14 protein-coding genes are annotated in these 18414 nt (G+C 72.4%); 9 read left to right on the forward strand and 5 right to left on the reverse strand.

What is annotated here, in order from left to right; genetic code table 11:
* The first annotated feature begins 167 nt into the window (after positions 1 to 167).
* Positions 168 to 1016, forward strand: coding sequence for a LysM peptidoglycan-binding domain-containing protein (locus G448_RS0110410; protein ID WP_026407921.1), 849 nt, complete (start codon positions 168 to 170; stop codon positions 1014 to 1016).
* A gap of 24 nt (positions 1017 to 1040) precedes the next feature.
* A complete protein-coding gene (locus tag G448_RS18850) occupies positions 1041 to 1703 on the forward strand; it encodes an Rv3235 family protein (RefSeq protein WP_245572290.1) in 663 nt (220 codons plus the stop codon).
* A gap of 33 nt (positions 1704 to 1736) precedes the next feature.
* On the opposite strand, the gene secA is transcribed toward G448_RS18850, so the two are convergent.
* A complete protein-coding gene (secA, locus tag G448_RS0110420) occupies positions 1737 to 4631 on the reverse strand; it encodes a preprotein translocase subunit SecA (RefSeq protein WP_026407923.1) in 2895 nt (964 codons plus the stop codon).
* Between the two features lie 307 nt (positions 4632 to 4938).
* On the opposite strand from secA, the gene G448_RS16240 reads away from it, so the two are divergent.
* Both G448_RS16240 and hpf read left to right on the forward strand, forming a co-directional pair.
* Complete coding sequence (locus G448_RS16240) at positions 4939 to 5835, forward strand: ComF family protein (RefSeq protein WP_051268914.1); 897 nt, start codon at positions 4939 to 4941, stop codon at positions 5833 to 5835.
* Between the two features lie 264 nt (positions 5836 to 6099).
* Complete coding sequence (gene hpf / locus G448_RS0110430; protein WP_026407924.1) at positions 6100 to 6747, forward strand: ribosome hibernation-promoting factor, HPF/YfiA family; 648 nt, start codon at positions 6100 to 6102, stop codon at positions 6745 to 6747.
* Between the two features lie 111 nt (positions 6748 to 6858).
* Here the strand turns inward: hpf and G448_RS16245 are convergent, their stop codons facing one another.
* The 3 genes from G448_RS16245 to mtrA all read right to left on the reverse strand — a co-directional run bounded on the left by G448_RS16245 (position 6859) and on the right by mtrA (position 11274).
* On the reverse strand, positions 6859 to 8637 hold the full coding sequence (locus G448_RS16245; RefSeq protein WP_156911029.1) for an LpqB family beta-propeller domain-containing protein: 1779 nt from the start codon (positions 8635 to 8637) through the stop codon (positions 6859 to 6861).
* Positions 8637 to 10454, reverse strand: a complete 1818-nt coding sequence (gene mtrB, locus G448_RS0110440) for an MtrAB system histidine kinase MtrB (protein WP_051268916.1) — start codon at positions 10452 to 10454, stop codon at positions 8637 to 8639. Before mtrB ends, G448_RS16245 begins: the two co-directional genes overlap by 1 nt.
* Before the next feature lie 136 nt (positions 10455 to 10590).
* The gene (gene mtrA / locus G448_RS0110445) at positions 10591 to 11274 is read right to left on the reverse strand and encodes an MtrAB system response regulator MtrA (protein WP_026407926.1); all 684 of its coding nucleotides are present in this window, start codon (positions 11272 to 11274) and stop codon (positions 10591 to 10593) included.
* Positions 11275 to 11740: 466 nt separating this feature from the next.
* On the opposite strand from mtrA, the gene G448_RS0110450 reads away from it, so the two are divergent.
* The 5 genes from G448_RS0110450 (at position 11741) to G448_RS0110470 (ending at position 17372) form a co-directional block, all read left to right on the forward strand.
* Complete coding sequence (locus tag G448_RS0110450) at positions 11741 to 12943, forward strand: DUF7847 domain-containing protein (protein ID WP_026407927.1); 1203 nt, start codon at positions 11741 to 11743, stop codon at positions 12941 to 12943.
* A 22-nt stretch (positions 12944 to 12965) separates the two neighbouring features.
* Positions 12966 to 13721 carry a DUF4129 domain-containing protein gene (locus tag G448_RS0110455; RefSeq protein ID WP_026407928.1) on the forward strand — a complete coding sequence of 252 codons (756 nt, stop codon included), beginning with the start codon at positions 12966 to 12968 and terminating at the stop codon, positions 13719 to 13721.
* Positions 13718 to 14950 carry a DUF4350 domain-containing protein gene (locus tag G448_RS0110460; protein WP_026407929.1) on the forward strand — a complete coding sequence of 411 codons (1233 nt, stop codon included), beginning with the start codon at positions 13718 to 13720 and terminating at the stop codon, positions 14948 to 14950. Before G448_RS0110455 ends, G448_RS0110460 begins: the two co-directional genes overlap by 4 nt.
* Positions 14947 to 15963 carry an AAA family ATPase gene (locus tag G448_RS0110465; protein ID WP_026407930.1) on the forward strand — a complete coding sequence of 339 codons (1017 nt, stop codon included), beginning with the start codon at positions 14947 to 14949 and terminating at the stop codon, positions 15961 to 15963. Before G448_RS0110460 ends, G448_RS0110465 begins: the two co-directional genes overlap by 4 nt.
* 116 nt (positions 15964 to 16079) lie before the next feature.
* The gene (locus G448_RS0110470) at positions 16080 to 17372 is read left to right on the forward strand and encodes a DUF58 domain-containing protein (protein ID WP_026407931.1); all 1293 of its coding nucleotides are present in this window, start codon (positions 16080 to 16082) and stop codon (positions 17370 to 17372) included.
* Positions 17373 to 17413: 41 nt separating this feature from the next.
* On the opposite strand, the gene G448_RS0110475 is transcribed toward G448_RS0110470, so the two are convergent.
* Positions 17414 to 18409 carry a stage II sporulation protein M gene (locus G448_RS0110475; protein WP_026407932.1) on the reverse strand — a complete coding sequence of 332 codons (996 nt, stop codon included), beginning with the start codon at positions 18407 to 18409 and terminating at the stop codon, positions 17414 to 17416.
* Positions 18410 to 18414 lie beyond the last annotated feature (5 nt).

Raw genomic sequence — 18414 nt, forward strand, 5'->3', positions numbered from 1 at the left:
CGTCCAGGGCCGCGACTCACGACGCCGCCCCTCGATCCGCAGCGACCGCGACGCCCCGTCGTCCCACACCCCCTCTCGGAACAGCCCTATATCCGCTCTTGACAAGTTCATAATAGTCAGTCAATATCAAAGCACATCAAACATCATCCTCGATGACGGAGGATCTCGTGCGTACTCTCATGCGTCTCGTCGCCGTCGCGCTGGCCGCGGCTCTCGGAACGGCGGCTCTGGCCGCGAGCGCCTGGTCGGCGGGCGCCGGTCTCGCATCCGTCCCGCTCGCCTGGTGGGGCGCGGCCCAGATCGCCCAGATGGCGATCGTGATCGCGTGCGGGCTCGGCGCCGCGGGCGGCCTGTGGCACCTGGCATCCGCTGGGCTGGCGCTGGCCGTCGTGCTCGAGAGCGCTCCCGCGACGGCGGATGCGCGCGGCGCGTCGGCACCGGTGACGAGTCGGAGCCGCGCCGGCACCGTGCTCCAGCGATGGGGCGCCCCGCTCGTGCGACGGATCGCCACCGGCGCGATGATCGCGGGGCTGACGATCGCCCCCGCCGCCGCTGCCGCCGCCCCCTCCGCCCCCGACGACCTGGGTTGGCAGGTGACCTCCGGCCAGGACCCCGCCCCGCGGGCCGAACCGACTGCCGACCCGGGCACCGAGTCCGCCCGGGATTCCGGGACCGGGACGGAGGCGCCGGACGCCGAGCGGCCCGAGCCCGACTCGTCCGCGCCCGGCGCTGGAGCGGAGGATCCCGATCCCCCGACCGCCCCCTCAACCGGCGGGGAGCCGGGCTCCTCGACCACCCACATCGTCGAGCCCGGAGAGTCCCTGTGGTCGATCACCGCGATCGCGCTGGGCCCCGGCGCCACCGACGAGCGGATCATGAGGACCTGGCCCCTGATCTACGAGGCGAACGCCGAGCGCATCGGCCCGGATCCCTCCGCCATCCACCCGGGCGCCTCACTGCGGCTCCCCGACGCGCCCGGGCGACCCCGAGCGCACTCCGCTGACGACGACTCATGACACGACCCACGACAGGAGACATCCATGACCACTCCCACCGCCTCGGCGGACATCGCGACCACACCGCCCACGCCGCCCACGGCATCGATCTCACGACCACCGAGGACGACCAGAAGGCGCCCCGCGCCGAGGCGCCCGGAACCGACCGGGCCGCGGACCCGCACCCCCGGAACCGCCACCCGCACGCCGGCCGGCGAGATCGTTCCCCACGCGCCCGCGACGAACGCCGAGCGCAGGCAGTGGGACCGCCTGCACTTCCGCACCGCGCTCAGCCGTCGGAGCCAGCGCTCACGGCGACGCGCGGGCACGGCCTCCAGGGCCGCCAAGAACCCGCCCGACCCACTCGACGCGCAGCGCCTGCCCGACCCGCAGCGTCACGCCGCCTCCATCGTCACCGCCGCCGCGGAGGTCCTCAGCGGCCACAGACCCGCGGACCACCTGGCGCGGTGGACCACTCCCGAGATGTTCGAGGCGCTGGCCCGCCGCGCGGGCCTGGCCCTGCGTCTGCTGGGGACCGAGCCCGCTCGCGCCAGGCCTCGGGCGCGCTGCGCCCGCACCCAGATCACGCTGTCGGGCAACTGCGAGGCCGCCGTCCTGCTCGACGACGGCTCACGGGTGAGGGCCGCGGCCGCCCTCCTGATCCCCCACCGCGGCAGGTGGATCATGTCGACTCTCGAGATCGGCTGAGCCCATGCCGGTCCATGACGCCCGTGGCCGTGCTCAACGCCTCCGCTTCTTCTTGGCGGCGCGCCGCTGCGCCCGGTTGGCGGAGCGCGCTCCGCCGCCCGAGGAGGAGCCCGCACGGCCCGCCGCCGACAGCGCGGCCGACGAGCCGGAGGCCCCCGCACCGCCCCGCGCGCTCGGGCGGGATCCCGACGTCGTCAAGGTGGTCGTGCCATCCTCCGAGGGCGCCGAGTAGGTCATCCGCCCGCTCATGGCCTCCCGACCGGTGGATCCCAGGACGCCACCGCCCCCCGAGCCCGCTCCGACGCCCCTGATGCGGGCCGCGGCAGTGCCGTCCGCAGCGGCCACGGCGGAGGCGGCCTCGGCCGTGCCGTCCTCGGCCGCGCGCGCGGCGGCGGCGTCGAAGCGGCCGACGTTGGCGAAGATCTGCTCGACGGTCTCCTCCCGGATGCCCTCCATCATCGCCTTGAACATGTGGGCGCCCTCGTTGGCGTACTCCACCAGCGGGTCCCGCTGGGCCATGGCGCGCAGGCCGATGCCCTCCTTGAGGTAGTCCATCTCGTAGAGGTGCTCGCGCCACCGCTTGTCGACCACGGCCAGCAGGACACGGCGCTCCAGGGCCCGCATGGGCTCATCACCGAGCTGGGCGCGGGCGAGAGGGTTGTCCCCCATGCGCTGCTCGGCGTCCTCGTAGGCCACGGCGACGTCCTCGGACAGCTCGGCGGACAGCCGCTCCTGGGTCAGGCGATCGATCCCGCCCACGGCATCGACGAGCTCGTCCTGGGAGAGTCCCACAGGGTAGAGACGAGCGAGGTCGCCCCACAGGGCGTCGAGATCCCACTCATCGGCGCGCCCCTCCGCGGTGCGGCCGGCGACGATCGCCTCGACGGCCTGAGAGCGGAAGGCCGCGACCTGCGGCTCCAGGTCCTCGCCCTCCAGCACGCGATGACGCTCGTCGTAGACCTTCTCGCGCTGCTCGGTCATGACGTCGTCGTACTTCAGGACGTTCTTGCGGATCTCGTAGTTGCGCGACTCGACCTGGCGCTGGGCCGAGGCGATGGCGCGCGTGACCACCTTGGACTCCAGGGGCACATCGTCCGGGTACGCCCCCGAGGCCATGATGCGCTGGGCGGCGCCGGAGGCGAACATGCGCATGAGGTCGTCCTCCATCGACAGGTAGAAGCGCGACTCGCCCGGGTCCCCCTGACGACCGGAGCGCCCGCGCAGCTGATTGTCGATGCGCCGGGACTCGTGGCGCTCGGTGCCCAGCACGTACAGCCCTCCGAGGGAGACGACCTCGTCGTGCTCCGCCCTGCAGGCGTCCTGGGCGGCCTTGAGCGCGGCGGGCCAGGCCTTGTCGTACTCCTCGGCGTTCTCCTCCGGATCCAGGCCCGCCTCCTTGAGCCCGGCGACGGCGATGTGCTCGGCGTTGCCGCCGAGCATGATGTCAGTGCCGCGGCCCGCCATGTTGGTGGCCACGGTGACGGCGCCCTTGCGCCCCGCCATGGCGACGACGGCGGCCTCTCGCGCGTGCTGCTTGGCGTTGAGGACCTGGTGCGGGATGCCCCGCCCGCTCAGCAGGCCGGAGAGGCGCTCGGACTTCTCCACGCTCGTGGTGCCCACGAGAACCGGCTGTCCGGCCTCGTGGCGCTCGGCGATGTCGTCGACAACGGCGGTCAGCTTGGCATCGACGTTCGTGTAGACCAGGTCCGGCTGGTCCTCGCGGATCATCGGCTTGTTCGTGGGGATCGGGACGACGCCGATCTTATAGGTGCCGGCGAACTCCGCGGCCTCGGTCTCGGCGGTGCCGGTCATGCCCGAGCGCGAGCCCTCGGGGTAGAGACGGAAGTAGTTCTGAAGGGTGATGGTGGCCAGCGTCTGGTTCTCCGCCTTGATCTCCACGCGCTCCTTGGCCTCGATGGCCTGGTGCATGCCCTCGTTGTAACGACGCCCCGGCAGGACGCGACCGGTGTGCTCATCGACGATGAGGACCTCGCCGTCGCGCACGATGTAGTCCTTGTCGAGGTGGAAGAGCTCCTTGGCCTTGATCGCGTTGTTGAGGAAGCCGATCAGCGGCGTGTTCTCCGACTCGTACAGGTTGTCGATGCCCAGGTAGTCCTCGACGCGCTCGATGCCGGACGCCAGCACGCCCACGGTGCGCTTCTTCTCATCGACCTCGTAGTCCTTGCCCGGGCGCAGGCGCTCGGCCATCTTGGCGAACTCCTTGTACCACTTGTTGACGTCACCGGTGGCGGGGCCGGAGATGATGAGCGGGGTACGGGCCTCGTCGATGAGGATGGAGTCGACCTCATCGACGATGACGAAGGCGTGGCCCCTCTGGACGAGGTCCTCGGGCCGCTGGGCCATGTTGTCGCGCAGGTAGTCGAAGCCGAACTCGTTGTTCGTGCCGTAGGTGATGTCGCAGGCGTACTGCTTGCGGCGCTCCGCGGGGGTCTGGCCGGTCAGGATGCAACCGGTGGTCAGCCCCAGGAAGCGGTGGACGCGCCCCATGAGATCGGACTGGTACTCGGCGAGGTAGTCGTTGACCGTCACCACGTGCACGCCCTTGCCGGTCAGCGCCCGCAGGAAGGAGGGCATGGTGGCCACGAGAGTCTTGCCCTCACCGGTCTTCATCTCGGCGATGTTGCCCCGGTGGAGCGCGGCGCCGCCCATGATCTGGACGTGGAAGGGACGCATGCCCAGCACCCGGTCGGCCGCCTCGCACACCGTCGCGAAGGCCTCGGGAAGGAGCTCGTCGAGGGTCTCCCCGTCGACATAGCGCTCCTTGAGGTCGCCGGCGACCTCCTTGAGATCGTCGTCGGTGAAGTCCGCGTAGGTCTCGGCAAGCGCCTCGACCTGGGTGGCGATGGCGTCAAGCCTCCTGAGAGTACGTCCCTCACCGATGCGAAGGATCCGGTCGACGATCGACACGCTGGTTTTCTCCCTTGTTGGTGGTGGGGTGCGCGCGGCCCGCGGCTGCGTCCCGCATCTCCGCGTCCCCATCGCCCGGGTAGCCGGGCGCGGTCGCGTCCATCGTAGTGGACGCCCTGTGAGTGGCCACCGCGCCGGCGCATGATCTGCCTCATTGCGAACGCGCGCGATCCTCCCCCGGGGCGCCTCCCCCGGGCACGGCCGCTCCCCGTGCACAGGCCCGCGCCCGGCGCGGCGCCGCCGGCGTCCCGCCACGTCCTGTGGACGCCCGCCCGACCCCGATGCGCGATCGCGGGATCATGGGACCATGGTCTCCCCATCGTCCTCATCGGCCTCCGCCGACAGCGCGTCCCGGCCGCCTCGCGCAGTCCCGCCGCCGGCCGCCTCCCGCTGGTCGCGCCACCTGCGCGAGGCGGCCCGCCTGGTCCTGCCGGTGTCCTGCGCCGGCTGCGGACGCTGGGACGTCGAGCTGTGCCCCGACTGCCGGAGCCTGCTCGCCGGAGCCCCCGCCTCCGTCGAGCACGCGGAGGCCGCCGGCACGCTGGAGGTGCGCGCCGTGGCCGCCTACGCGGGCCCGGTGCGGCACATGGTGCTGGGGTGGAAGAACGGCGCCCGGGAGGATCTGACCGGCTTCATGGACGAGACCGGGATCCGCGCCGGCCGTCTCTGGGCGCGATCCCTGGACGAGGAGACGCGAACCGTCGTCGGCGCCGGTCCGCTGCTCGTCGTCCCCGCCCCCTCCGGATGGCTCCGCCGCGCCCGGGGCCGTCTCGTGGCCGCCCCGCTCGCCGACGCCGTCGCCCGGGGCGCGGCCGCCGGTTGGCCGCGCCCCGGCGGAGCGCCCCGGGGCGGCGGAGGACGGGCTCTGGACGTGCTCAGCGCGGACCTGCTGCGCCGTCCCCGGTTCGCCGGCGGGGCGCACCAGGCCGGCCGCTCGGCACGGCAGCGGCGGATCAACCGCGCGGACCCGCCGCGGGTCCTGGCACCGGTTTCCGGGCTGGCGATCCTACTGGTCGACGACGTGGTCACCACCGGTGCGACCCTGGGGGCGTGCGCCCGCGCGCTGCGCGACGCGGGGGCCCGGGTCATCGGCGCGCTCGTCGTGGCGGCCACCCCGCCTCCCGTTCGCAGGAGGGGCTCGACGGTGCCGGGCGGCCCGGTTCCGGAGCCGGACGATCAGATCGCGATCGGCTCACGACGATGACGCCCGAGTCGCGCCGAATGGCGCGGGTGCCGCGGGCATGGTGTAATTTATGGCATAGGTTATGTATCACAGCGCACAGATGCGCGGGCCGCACGCGGATGGCTGCGGGTGGCCGCGGGTGGCTGCACGACATCCCCGTCCGAGCGGCGGGTCCGGCACTCAGGAGGTGGTGAGGAACCATCCAGGGCCCGCCGCACGGTGCGACGGGCGCTCCCCCAGCCCGATCCCCTTCGCAGGATCACACAGGACCCAGAAAGGTTCACCATGGACATCACCGTCGTCGGCCGCAGCGCTGAGATCAGTTCTCGCCTGCGGGACTACGTCGAGGAGAAGGCCACCAAGGTCGAGCAGCTCGACCCGCGCGTCCAGCGCGTCGAGGTCGAGGTCACCCACGAGCGCAACCCGCGCCAGGCCGATACCGCCGAGCGCGCCGAGATCACCGTGATCTCGAAGGGCCCGATCATCCGGGCCGAGGCCAGTTCCTCCGACCGCTTCGCGGCCTTCGACATCGCCATGGGCAAGTTGACCGAGCGCCTGCGCCGCGCACGCGATCGCAAGAAGAACCACCGCCGCTACACGGTCGAGATCGCCAAGGAGGAGCGGGAGGCGCCCGGTGTCGAGGAGGCCGTCGTCGTCCCCGACACCGGGGACGCGCCGATCGAGGACTCGCCCGCGGCCCCGACCGAACCGGGCGTCGCCGTCGAGTCGCAGCTGGGAGACTCTCCCGTCGTCGTCCGCCAGAAGCTGCATCAGGCCGTGCCCATGACGGTCGACGAGGCGCTCTACCAGATGGAGCTCGTCGGCCACCCCTTCTACCTCTTCATCGAGAAGTCGTCCAAGCAGCCCTGCGCGGTCTACCACCGCCACGGTTGGACCTACGGAGTCATCCGCCTGGACGCCCAGGTCCTGTAACGGCGCGGTCGGGGCGGGGCCGGCTCGCGCGCGAGTCGGCCCCGCCCCGACCGGTTCCCACTCCCCGCCGCGCCGGCCGCGGCCCTCGCCACCGGCCCCGACGGCGGGCGATCAGGGCAGGGGGTAGGACAGGTCGGAGACCTCCACGGTCAGGACCCGCCAGGTAGCGCCCTTGCGCTGCCAGACCTGCCCGCGGTCGTCCACCAGCAGCACCGCGCCGCTGACGCGATCGGCGACGAGCGCTCTCGCCCCCTGAGTGCCGGCGACGCCCGTCATCGTTCCGCCGACCTGCACGTAGCGGACATCGAGCGCCCCCTGCCCGACCTCACCGGGTGCCAGCACGACCACGTTCACCAGATCGCACCACGCCAGCCCCGTGACGCCCGACCCCGCCGCCAGCGGCAGCGGCAGCGGCTCACCGAGCCCGCGGGGAGTCCCGTCCTCGGCGCGCAGGACGACCGCCGCGCTCACGCGCTCGTCTCCCCCGCCGTCCCCGCTCCGGTGGCGCAGCACGAGCCTCGCGGACTCGGCCGACAGATCCATCGCCGTCACCTCGCGCCCCTCCAGCCAGTGCGCGCTCAGCTCCGCGCGCTGCCCCATGCTCCCCACGGAGGTCAGGGCGCCGTCGGCAACGGTCCACACCCATCCGTAGCGGTCCACCACCGGTGGCAGCAGGCCGCCCTCGCCCGCGTCGGCCGCCCCGACCGAGGCGATGACGCTGGCGGCTCCCTCCCCCGCTCTCAGCCGCAGCAGACTCGAGGCGTTGAGGGCGTAGACGGCCCCATCCGGGCCGAGCGCCGGGTGGCGGGCCTGGGTGGTGCCCAGAGCCTGAGCCGTGGCGAGGGTCTTGCGGGTCGAGCTGGTGCCCTGGACGACGGCGCCGCCGGCCAGGCCGATGACCGCGCCGGCCTCGGCGTCCGGCTCCCGGAGCGGAGCCGGCTCTCCCAGCGACTCGTCCCCGGCCATGACAACGACCGAGGCGACGCCCTCGATCCGACTCAGCGTCGCGGTCAGCTGCGCCACCGCCAGGGAACGGGCCTGCTCGCCGAGATCGGCCGCCGCGGCGTCGAGGGTCACGGTCGCGGTCTCGCCCTCCAGCGTGACGCCGTCGGCCGCCAGCCCGGTGCCGTCGGGCAGCGCCGACAGCGCTCCCGCGGCGAGCCAGTCCGTCGGTCCGTCCAGCAGTGCCGCCGCCGCGGAGGAAACCAGGTTCCGCCGCGGCAGCCACCGCAGATCGGGCACGAAACGCCTCAGATCCGGGGCCAGGAAGTACAGGCTCGTGGCCACGAAGTTGGTCGACAGACTCCCCGCCGGCAGCAGCACCCCGGAGGGGAGGTCGACGATCCGCCACTGGCCCAGGCCGTCAGTGGCCAGGGAGTACGACGCCGTGTAGCGGCTCGCGCCCTCCGCCTCGGCGGACGCGCCGGAGGTCAGCACCCCCGCCGTGTCGATCGAGCCGACGAGCTCCACCACCACCCGCACGGCTCCCGACTCGTCGCGCTCGACCACGGGCGCCGTGGCCCCCGTGTAGGCGCGGACGACCGCGGCGGGGTCCCAGGCCTCGGAGGCGACCCTGTGCAGGAAGACGCGGGCGGTGGCGAAGTCGTCGGAGAACCCGGCGATGCAGGCCCGCAGGAACCCGGAGACGATTTCCTCCGGTCCGGCGCCGTCACGCGGACGAGCGGCCGTCTGCACGAGCTGCCCGCTGCGGGCCGAGACCGCGTCGGAGGATGTGACCCGACCGGTGGTCGGCAAGTCGGCGCAGGCGGCGAGTGCGGCCGTCCCCCCTCCCGCCGTCAGTGCCGCGAGCACGGCGCGTCGCGGCACTCCGCCGGTGCCGCCGGTCGTGCGTCGCGCTCCTCGGGCGATCCCGCCGCGTCCCAGCCCCATCACGGCTCACCCGGCTCCGTCTGCTCCGCCCGCCTGTCGACGTCCTCGGGCGTGCGAGCCCTGGGCGACGTGCTGGCGGCGGTGGGAAGCGGCAGCACGGCTCGCGCTCCGGACGCGACCGGTGGGACGTCCTCCTGTGCCCGGTCGGCGGCGCGGCGCGAGGCGGGGGACGGCGCGACGACGGGCGCCGGCGCGGTCATGACCCCCGACTCCGGCTCGCGGCGCGGGGCCGCACGGGCGACGGCGGGGGCGTCGTCGGGAACGACGCCGAGGGGTCCCGGCCGGGTGAAGGTCCCCGGCCCGGCGTCCGGGCCCAGGCGCCGCGGCAGAGTCAGGAGGAAGGACGCGCCCTCCTGGGGCCATCCCCACGCGACGATCGTGCCGCCGTGCAGGGCGGCGTCCTCCAGGGCGATCGACAGTCCCAGCCCCGTCCCGCCCAGGGTCCGCTTGCGAGAGGGATCGGCCCGGTAGAAGCGGTCGAAGACCTGCTTGACGACATCGGGGCTCATGCCGATGCCATGATCGCGCACCCGCACGGCCACCGCGTCGTCCGACCCGGAGATGGTGATGTCGATGCGGGAGCCATCGGCGTGCTCGATAGCGTTGACAATGAGGTTGCGTAGAATGCGCTCGATGCGCGTGGAGTCGACCTCGGCGACCACCGGCTCGGGTGGCGCGTCGAGCACGACCTGGGACCCCTTGGCCTCGATGTGCACGGAGACCAGATCCAGCACGCCCAGGGTCAGTGCGACGATATCGGCGTCCTCGGCGCGCAGCTGCACGCGCCCGGAGTCGATGCGGGAGATCTCCAGCAGGTCGGTGAGCATGGACTCGAAGCGGTCGATCTCGCGCATGAGGATCTCGAGGCTGCGAGCGGCGAACGGATCCTCGATCTCGTCGCGGGCCTCCCAGATCTGCTCGCTGGCCAGGCGGATCGAGGCCAGCGGGGTGCGCAGCTCGTGGGAGACGTCGGAGACGAACAGCCTCTCGATCTTGGAGAGCTTCTCCCAGGCCTCGATCTGAGCCTCGAGGGAGGCCGCCATCTCGTTGAAGGACCTCGACAGCGTGGCGATCTCGTCCTCCCCGTGGACGGGCAGGCGCTCGCTCAGGCGGCCGCCCGCCAGACGCTGGGAGGCCAGGGAGGTGCGTCGAATGGGAATCAGGACGCGCCAGGTCAGGGCCCAGATCCCCAGGATGAGCATGAGGAGGAAGCCCGAGCCCGCGATGACCACGGCCCGGGAGGCCAGATCGATGACGTTCTGCTCGGGCGCCAGCGTGTAGACCAGGAAGAGGTCGTAGTCGCCCGCCAGCGGCAACGAGACCCTCTGCCCGACGATGAGGCCGGGACTGGGGCCATTGCCGGAGTCCACGCTGACCGACTCCCAGTACTGCCGGTGCTCGCCCGCGCCGTCGGCGAGCGCGGTGATCATGTCCTCGGAGACCAGCGACATGAGCTTGACGTCGGTGGTCAGGTCATTGATGACATTGGCCGTGGTCTCGGTGCCGCTGCGCTTGAGGATGACGCCGACGCCGCCCGCCCCGGCGAACGACTGGCCGACGGAGGAGATCTGCGCCTGGGCGACGGCGGCCACCTGGTCCGCCGTCGTCGCGCCGGAGGTATCGAAGGCCGCCTGGACGGTGGCGACCCGAAGACGGGCGTCCGTCAGGATGACATCACGACGATCGGCGAAGATGTCGTCGCGTATTCGGGCCGTGACCACCACCAGGATGATGACGATGAGAACGATGCCGCCGACCATGGCGAACATCGCCATCCGCGTGGCCAGGCTGCGCCGAATGGCCGACAGCGACGGCATGAAGCCGTCGCGTCGGCGCAGACCGGGGCTGCTGACCGGCGTCGGCGCGCTCCCCGGGGCTCTGCGAGGCGCCTCGGGCGAACTCGCTCGAGCGGACCGGTGCGAGAAGGTCACGAGCCGAGTGCCGCCGGACGGATCAGGCGGGCTCGCCGGCGCGGTAGCCCACGCCGCGGACGGTCACCACGATCGCCGGATGCTCGGGATCGTGCTCGATCTTGGCGCGCAGCCGCTGGACGTGCACGTTGACGAGCCGCGTGTCGGCGGCGTGCTGGTAGCCCCACACCTGCTCGAGAAGCTCCTCGCGGGTGAACACCTTCCAGGGAGTGCGCGCGAGCGTGACCAGCAGATCGAACTCGAGGGGCGTCAGACCGATCTCGACCTCCCCGCGGCGCACCTGGTGCCCCGCGACGTCGATATCGAGATCACCGGCGCGCACGTGCTCGGCGTTGCCGCCGTCGGAGGTGCGGCGCAGCCGGGTGCGCACGCGGGCCAGCAGCTCCTTGGACTTGAAGGGCTTGGTGACGTAGTCGTCGGCCCCGGCCTCCAGCCCGGCGACGACGTCCTGAGTGTCCGTGCGCGCCGTGAGCATGATGACGGGGACATCCGACTCCTCGCGGATGTGCCGGCAGATCTCCACGCCGTCAAGGCCGGGAAGCATGAGGTCGAGGAGAACAAGATCGGGTTCTGATTGATGGAAGACGTCGATGGTGGCAGCCCCGTCGGCGCAGTACGAAGGTTCATACCCTTCGGCTGTGAGCATGATGCCGATCATCTCTGACAGGGCCGTGTCGTCATCGACGACCAGGATGCGGGTGCTCATGGAACGTATCTTGACATGAAGATGCTCCGGATGAGGCATTGGCGTCCGGCCTCCAGGTACGTGTCGTCCGCGCCATCGCTTGCACTTCAGCCCCGTAACACCATTGTGACACCTTCGTGCCACCTCCGTGACAACTTCGCGCTCTCCTCGTATCGGCTCCATATCATCTCCCTATTATCGAGGCATTGCCTCTTCATCATCTCCGCATCCTCTTCCCGTCTCTTCCGCATTAGTCGTCCGCTACCTCCCCGTCGACCACGCGCTATCTGCGAGTCGTGGATGAGCGGTCTGCGCATTCTCTCCACAGCGTCTGCGCATTCACTTCGTATCGTTTCCATCATAATGCCTCCGCATCGTCACGGCCGGGAGCGGCGGACCGCCGACCGGCGTCACCGCCCCCCCTCCTCGGACCCGTCTCCTCCTCGGGAGGGAGGAAGTCGCCGTCGCAACGTGCCACAGTTGCCTCATGACCAGTGAGATCGACGGGCCCTCGAATCAGTCGTGGCAACCGCCATCCGAGCATCCGCAGGCGCCGGAGAGCACGGAGGGGGCCGATCCGGCCGACGGCCGGGCATGGGAGCGACCGGGCATGCCGTCGCCCGGGGAGGCTCGGACCGGAGCATCCCAGAGCCGGGCCCCCGCCCAGGGATCAACGGGTCCGTACCTCGCGCAGAGGCCCTCCTTCCTCGCGCCCAAGCCCGGCATCATCCCCCTGCGACCGCTGGGCGTCATGGAGATCATCAGCGGCGCGTTCGAGGCGCTGCGCGCCAATCCCCGCGCCATGTTCCTGCCCGCGCTGGTCGTGACGAGCGTGATCGGAATCATCTCCGCGGCCGTGACGTTCGTGATGGCCCAGCCCCAGTTCTCCGCCCTCGAGAGAGTCCAGGCCTCGAACGAGCCGTCGGTGGAGGAGGTCATGAGCTCGTTCCAGACCACCGGTACAACGCTCGTGGCGCAGTCGGGAGTCTCCCTTCTCCTGTCGCTGGCCTCCATCATCCTGACCGGTCTGATCATCGTGGCGGTCTCCCGCTCCGTGCTCGGGCGCGTCGCGACACCGGGCGAGGTCTGGGATCGGGTTCGGCCCCGTATCTGGCCGCTGATCGGCCAGTCGCTGCTCATCGGGCTGATCGGCATCGTGGCGGCCGTCGTCGTGCTCGTCGTCGCGGTAGGCCTCGGCGCGGTCGTCATCGCGTCGATCACTGGCGGCGGCGAGTGGAGCGCCGCGGGCGTCCTCGCAGCCATTCTGACAATCTTCGTGGTGACCATCGCCCTGACCATCGCGGCCGTCTACTTCACCGTTCGCCTGGAGTTCTCCAGCGCCGCCCTCATCCTGGAGAACGTGGGCGTGTGGGAGGGCATGCGCCGCTCGTGGCGCCTGACCCGGGGCAGCTTCTGGCGGGTGCTCGGCATCCTGCTGCTCAGCCTGCTCATCACCTCCACCCTCACCGGGATCGTCTCGGGCGCCGTGGGCATGCTCGGCGCGCTCGCGACGCTGGGGGGCGGGCTGGGCGCCTACTCCGCCCTCATGGCCGGCTCGTCCTTCATCTCCTCCCTCCTCCAGGCGGCGATCCTGCCCTTCGCCTCGGCCGTCACCGCACTGACCTACATCGACCTGCGCATGCGCAAGGAGGGTCTGGACGTCGAGCTGCGCCAGGCGGCCGCCGTCTGAGGCCGAGGGGATCGCACAGCACATGCGCACCATCGTCGGCTTGCTCGCACTCCTCCCGCTCCTCCACGCGAACGCCCCGTGCGCGCCGGAGGCGCTGCGCCGGTGCGCCGGCACGGCGCGGGCGGCCGATGCCCCCGCCACGCCCGACGCCTCCCAGGCCCGCGAGGCCGCCGAACGCGAGCTCGCGCGCCGGGAGTACCAGGGGGGCGAGAGCCTGTGGACCCGGTTGTGGCGGTGGATCTCGGAGCACCTCGACCCCAGTGGCGCCGTGCCGGGGATCCCCTCCTGGACGTCCACCCTCATCGTCGTCGTGGTGCTGCTCGCCCTCCTGGTCGTCCTGGCCCTCCTGCTCGGGCGCGTCACCCGGCAGCAGCGCGCCCGCATGAACCGCAGCCTCTTCGCCGGCGACGACCGCGACTCGACCGCGCTGACCAGGGCGGCGGACGACGCCGCCGACAGGGGGGACTGGACCACCGCCGTCGTCGAGCGCTTCCGAGCGATCATCCGCTCGCTCGACGAGCGCGGCGCTCTCGAGGACTATCCGGGGATGACCGCTCACGAGGCGGCGACCGTCGCCGCCTCCGTCGTCGTCGGTCACGCCGACGACCTCCACCGCGCCGGGGTTCTCTTCGACGCGGTGCGCTACGGGGAGATCGACCCCACCTTCGAGCAGGATGTCTGGATGCGCGATCTCGCCGACGCGATCCACCGCACGCAGCCGGCTGTCGAGCCCGCCCTCGCGGAGGTCCCCGTCCACGGACGCGGAGGCCCGTTGTGACTGTCTCCTCGTCCTCCCGCGGCGCACGGCCGGGCGCCGCCTCGGGAGGCGACCAGGTCACCGGCGTCCCCCTGTCCGTCAGGCTGCGGCGGTGGCGTCCCTTCATCCTGGCGGTGGGGCTTCTCCTGATCGTCACGGTCGTGGGGACCCTGACCGAGTCGCAGCACTCCGAGACGCCGTTCGCGATCGACAATCCCAAGCACGACGGAGCGCAGGCGCTCGCCCGGCTTCTGCGCCAGGAGGGCGTCTCGGTCGAGACCGTCCGCTCCCAGGAGGCGGCCGTGCGCGCCGCGGAACCGGGCACGACCGTGGCCCTGCTCGACGCCGGGCTCCTGACGGAGGACGAGCGCTCGGAGCTGGCGCGCACCGGAGCCGATGTCGTCGTCGTCGGCGCCCTGTACCAGGACCTGTCCGGGCTGACCGACCCGGTCGAGCTGACCTCCTCGGGCCATTCGGCGCCCGCCGACACCGTCCTGACCTCCCAGTGCCCCGACGCGGACGCCGCGGCGGCGGAATCCATGGCGGGCTCGCGCGGCTCCGTGCAGCTGGGCGAGGGCACCGACAGCACCGACGGGACTGATGCCACCGGCTGCTTCCCCCTCGACCAGGGGGAGGATCGGACCGGCTACGCCTACGCGACCGCCCCCACCGGTGGCGGCGGCGCGCTGCGCGTCATCGCGGACGCCGACGTCATCACCAACTCTCGCCTGGCCGAGGCCGGCCATGCGGCCCTCGCCATTCGCGCGCTGGGCCACCACGAGCACGTGGTCTGGTTCGACGCCTCCCAGCAGCAGATCCCGACGGTGTGGGACACCGTGTCCACGCCCCCCTGGATGCCGGTCCTGCTGGCGCAGGGCGTCGTCATCGTCTGCGCGCTGGCCGTGGTCCGGGGGCGGCGCTTCGGCCGGATCGTCGCCGAGGATCTGCCCGTCGTCGTGCACGCGGCCGAGACGACGCGCGGGCGCGGTCGCCTGTACCGGCGCGCAGGGGCCCGGGATCGCGCCGCCGAGACGCTGCGCTCCGCGACCGCGCTGCGCCTGTCCCGCAGACTGGGTCTCCCCCGCGCCGCCGAGCGCGACGCCGTCGCCCACGCGGCCGCTCGGGCCACCGGGTGGCCGCCCGGGCTCGTCGGCGACCTCCTGTGCGGTCCCGTCCCTTCCAATGACCGGGCCCTCGCGGGCCTGGCCGTCCAGCTCGATCGACTCGAGAGCGAGGTCCTTCCACGATGAGTACTCCCACCGCCTCCGGTTCGCCCGAGGCCGTCTCCGATCCGCCGCCGGCCGCCACCGAGGTCGACGACCCGCGCGAACGGCTCGTGGCCGTCCGCGCGGAGGTCGCCAAGGCCGTCGTCGGTCAGGATGCGGCGGTCACAGGGCTGGTCATCGCCGCGCTCGCCGGGGGGCACGTCCTGCTCGAGGGCGTGCCGGGAGTCGCCAAGACGCTTCTCGTGCGCTCGTTGTCCCGGGCTCTGGACGTGGGCGCCAAGCGCATCCAGTTCACCCCCGACCTCATGCCGGGCGACGTGACGGGATCCCTGGTGTACGACGCCCGCTCCGGCGCGTTCTCGTTCCGGGAGGGGCCGGTGTTCGCCAACCTGCTCCTGGCCGACGAGATCAACCGCACGCCGCCCAAGACGCAGGCCGCCCTGCTGGAGGCCATGGAGGAGCACCAGGTCTCGATCGACGGGGAGCCGCGCCCGCTGCCCGATCCCTTCATGGTCATCGCCACGCAGAACCCCGTGGAGTACGAGGGCACCTACCCGTTGCCCGAGGCGCAGCTCGACCGGTTCCTGCTCAAGCTGATCCTGCCCCTGCCGGAGCGCGCCCAGGAGATCGAGGTGCTCTCGCGGCACGCCGCCGGCTTCGACCCGCACGACCTGGCGGGAGCGGGTCTGCGGGCGGTGGCGGGCCCCGACGACCTGTCCGTCGCGCGCGCCCAGGTGCTCACGGTCGGCGCGTCCGCGGAGGTCCTGGGATACATCGTGGACCTGGTGCGGGCCACGCGCGTGTCGCCATCGGTGGCGCTGGGCGTGTCCCCCCGCGGGGCCGCCGCACTGCTCGCCACCGCACGGGCATGGGCCTGGCTTTCGGGGCGGAGCTTCGTGACGCCCGACGACGTCAAGGCGCTCGCCCTGCCGGCGCTGCGGCACCGCCTCCGGCTGCGCGCCGAGGCGGAGATGGAGGGCGTCACCACCGAGTCCGTGATCAACGGGGTGCTGCGGGCCGTGCCCGTGCCCCGCTGAACGTCCGCCGATCGTCCGCCGATCGTCCGCGGACCGCTCGACGACCGCTGCGAGCCCCCGTGAGGAGGCCGGATGCCCCGGGCACGCGACCGGGGGCATAACTGGGAGGAGGAAGCGTGTACCTCACGATGCGCACCGTCTGGCTGCTGACCGCCTGCTGCCTGATCGTGCTCGCCGCGCCCCGCCCGCTGACCGTGGTCGGATGCGCGGGCGCCGTCGTGCTCCTCGTCGTGGGCGACGTCGCCGCCGCGCCCTCACCGCGCGGCCTGCAAGTGCGGCGCTCCGTCGAGAGGTCGGTCCGCCTGGGGGGATCCACGACGGCGACCCTCACCGTGACCAACACCGGGCGCCGTCATGCGACGGCGCGGGTGCGCGACGCGTGGCCCCCGTCGGCCGGGGCCTCCCACGAGCGGGCGTCGCTGTCGATTCCGCCGGGTGAGCGCCGCCGAACCCGCACGGCGCTGACTCCGACGCGTCGTGGCGACCGCCGGGCCGACCTCGTCACGGTACGGCTGGCGGGACCCCTCGGGCTGGCCGGCCGCCAGGCGTCCCTGCTGGCACCGGCGAGGTTGAGAGTCCTGCCCGAGTTCGTCTCGCGACGGCACCTGCCCTCCCGATTCGCGCGCCTGCGGGAGATGGACGGTCGCAGCATCGTCATGATCCGGGGGGCGGGAACCGAGTTCGACTCCCTGAGGGAGTACGTCGTCGGCGACGACGTCCGCTCGATCGACTGGAGATCCACGGCACGGCGGGGCGAGGTCGTCGTGCGCACCTGGAGGCCCGAGCGCGACCGACGCGTGCTCATCGTGGTCGACACCGGACGCATGTCCGCGGCACGGCTGGGCGACGCCCCGCGTCTGGACTCTCACATCGAGGCCTGCCTGCTCATGGCCGCCCTGGCCTCGCGGGCCGGGGACCGAGTGGATGTCGTGGCCCTCGACGTCGCTGTGCGCGCACAGGTGCGAGGGCGGACGGGACCCGCGCTCATGAGCGCCCTGGCCGACGCTCTGGCGCCCCTCGACGCCGAGCTGGTGGAGACCGACTGGGCGCTCCTGGCCTCCACGGTGCACGGCGCCCTGTCGCAGCGCGCACTCGTCGTCGTGCTCACCGCGCTGGACGGGTCCGGCGGTGAGGCGCCGATGGTGCGTGCACTGAGCACCGTTGCACGGGATCACACGGTGATCCTCGCCTCTCCCACCGACCCCGAGCTCGCCGATCTGCGCGCCGATCGCGCCGACAGCGAGGCCGTGTACACCGCGGCGGCGGCCGAGCACGATGTCATCGAGCTCGACCGGGTGCGCCGCAGGCTGCGACGCTACGGGATCGAGGTCGTCGAGGCCGAGCCCGGTCGCATCGCCCCGACGCTGGCGGACGCCTACCTGTCGCTCAAGGCCGCGGGGAGGCTGTGATGGGGACGCACGCCGCCCCCCGACCGCTCCCGCACGGGGGATCAGCCCGCCTCGGCGAGCACGACCCCCGCCTCGTCCTCGGTCAGGTCCCCGGTCCGCCCGACGCTGGCGGCCCGCCCTCCCAGCATGAGCGTATACACCCACAGCACCGTGACGGCGAGCACCCCCACCACGAGCTTGATCGACCACGGCATCCGGGCCGGTGTCACGAAGGCCTCGATGAAGCCCGCGACGGCGAGAGCCGCCGTCAGCGCGACCGCCACCGTGATCAGAGCCCGGCCCTCCGCGGCCAGCGCCGTCCCGCGGGACCTGGGACCGGGGACGAGCAGCGTCCAGAACAGGCGCAGCCCCGCACCACCGGCGATGAAGATGCAGGTCAGCTCCAGCAGGCCATGGGGGGTGATGAGTGCGAAGAAGAGGTCCAGCGCGCCGTGGTCGGCCATGACGGCCGCCGCTCGGCCGACGCCGAGGGCGTTGACGAACAGCACGTAGGCGGGCAGGACCCCCGTGATGCCGCTCGCGACGCATACGGCGGCGATGCGCGCGTTGTTGGTCCACACCTGGGCTGCGAACTCGCTCGGCTCGTACCGACTGTAGTAGGACTCGAACATGGAGCGGGCGTAGGCGTCTCGCTCCTGCGGGGTGCCCACTGCGCTCATGGCCTCGGGACTGCGCAGGGTCCACAGGGCGATGATCGCTGTGAGAGCGATCTCCGCGACCATGACGCCCACCGTCCACCAGCGCACCCGGTACAGGGCCGCCGGCGCCGACTGGAGCCAGAAGCGGACCAGGTCGCTCAGACGGGTCTCCCGGGCACCGGTGATCCGACCGCGGGCGGCCGCCACGCGGGCCGAGACCTCGGCGATGAGCTCGGGGTCCGGGGCGCCGGTGCGGATGCGCGAGAGGTGCCCCGCAGTGGCGCGGTAGAGGCTCACGAGCTCGTCGGTCTCCGCCCCGTTCAACCGGCGTCTGCGCGTGAGCTCGTCCAACCGGTCCCACTGGTCGCGGTGCGCAGCCGCATACGCGTCGATGTCCACGGAAG

It is taken from the genome of Actinomyces gerencseriae DSM 6844 (genome assembly GCF_000429265.1).
Classification (GTDB): Bacteria; Actinomycetota; Actinomycetes; order Actinomycetales; family Actinomycetaceae; genus Actinomyces; species Actinomyces gerencseriae.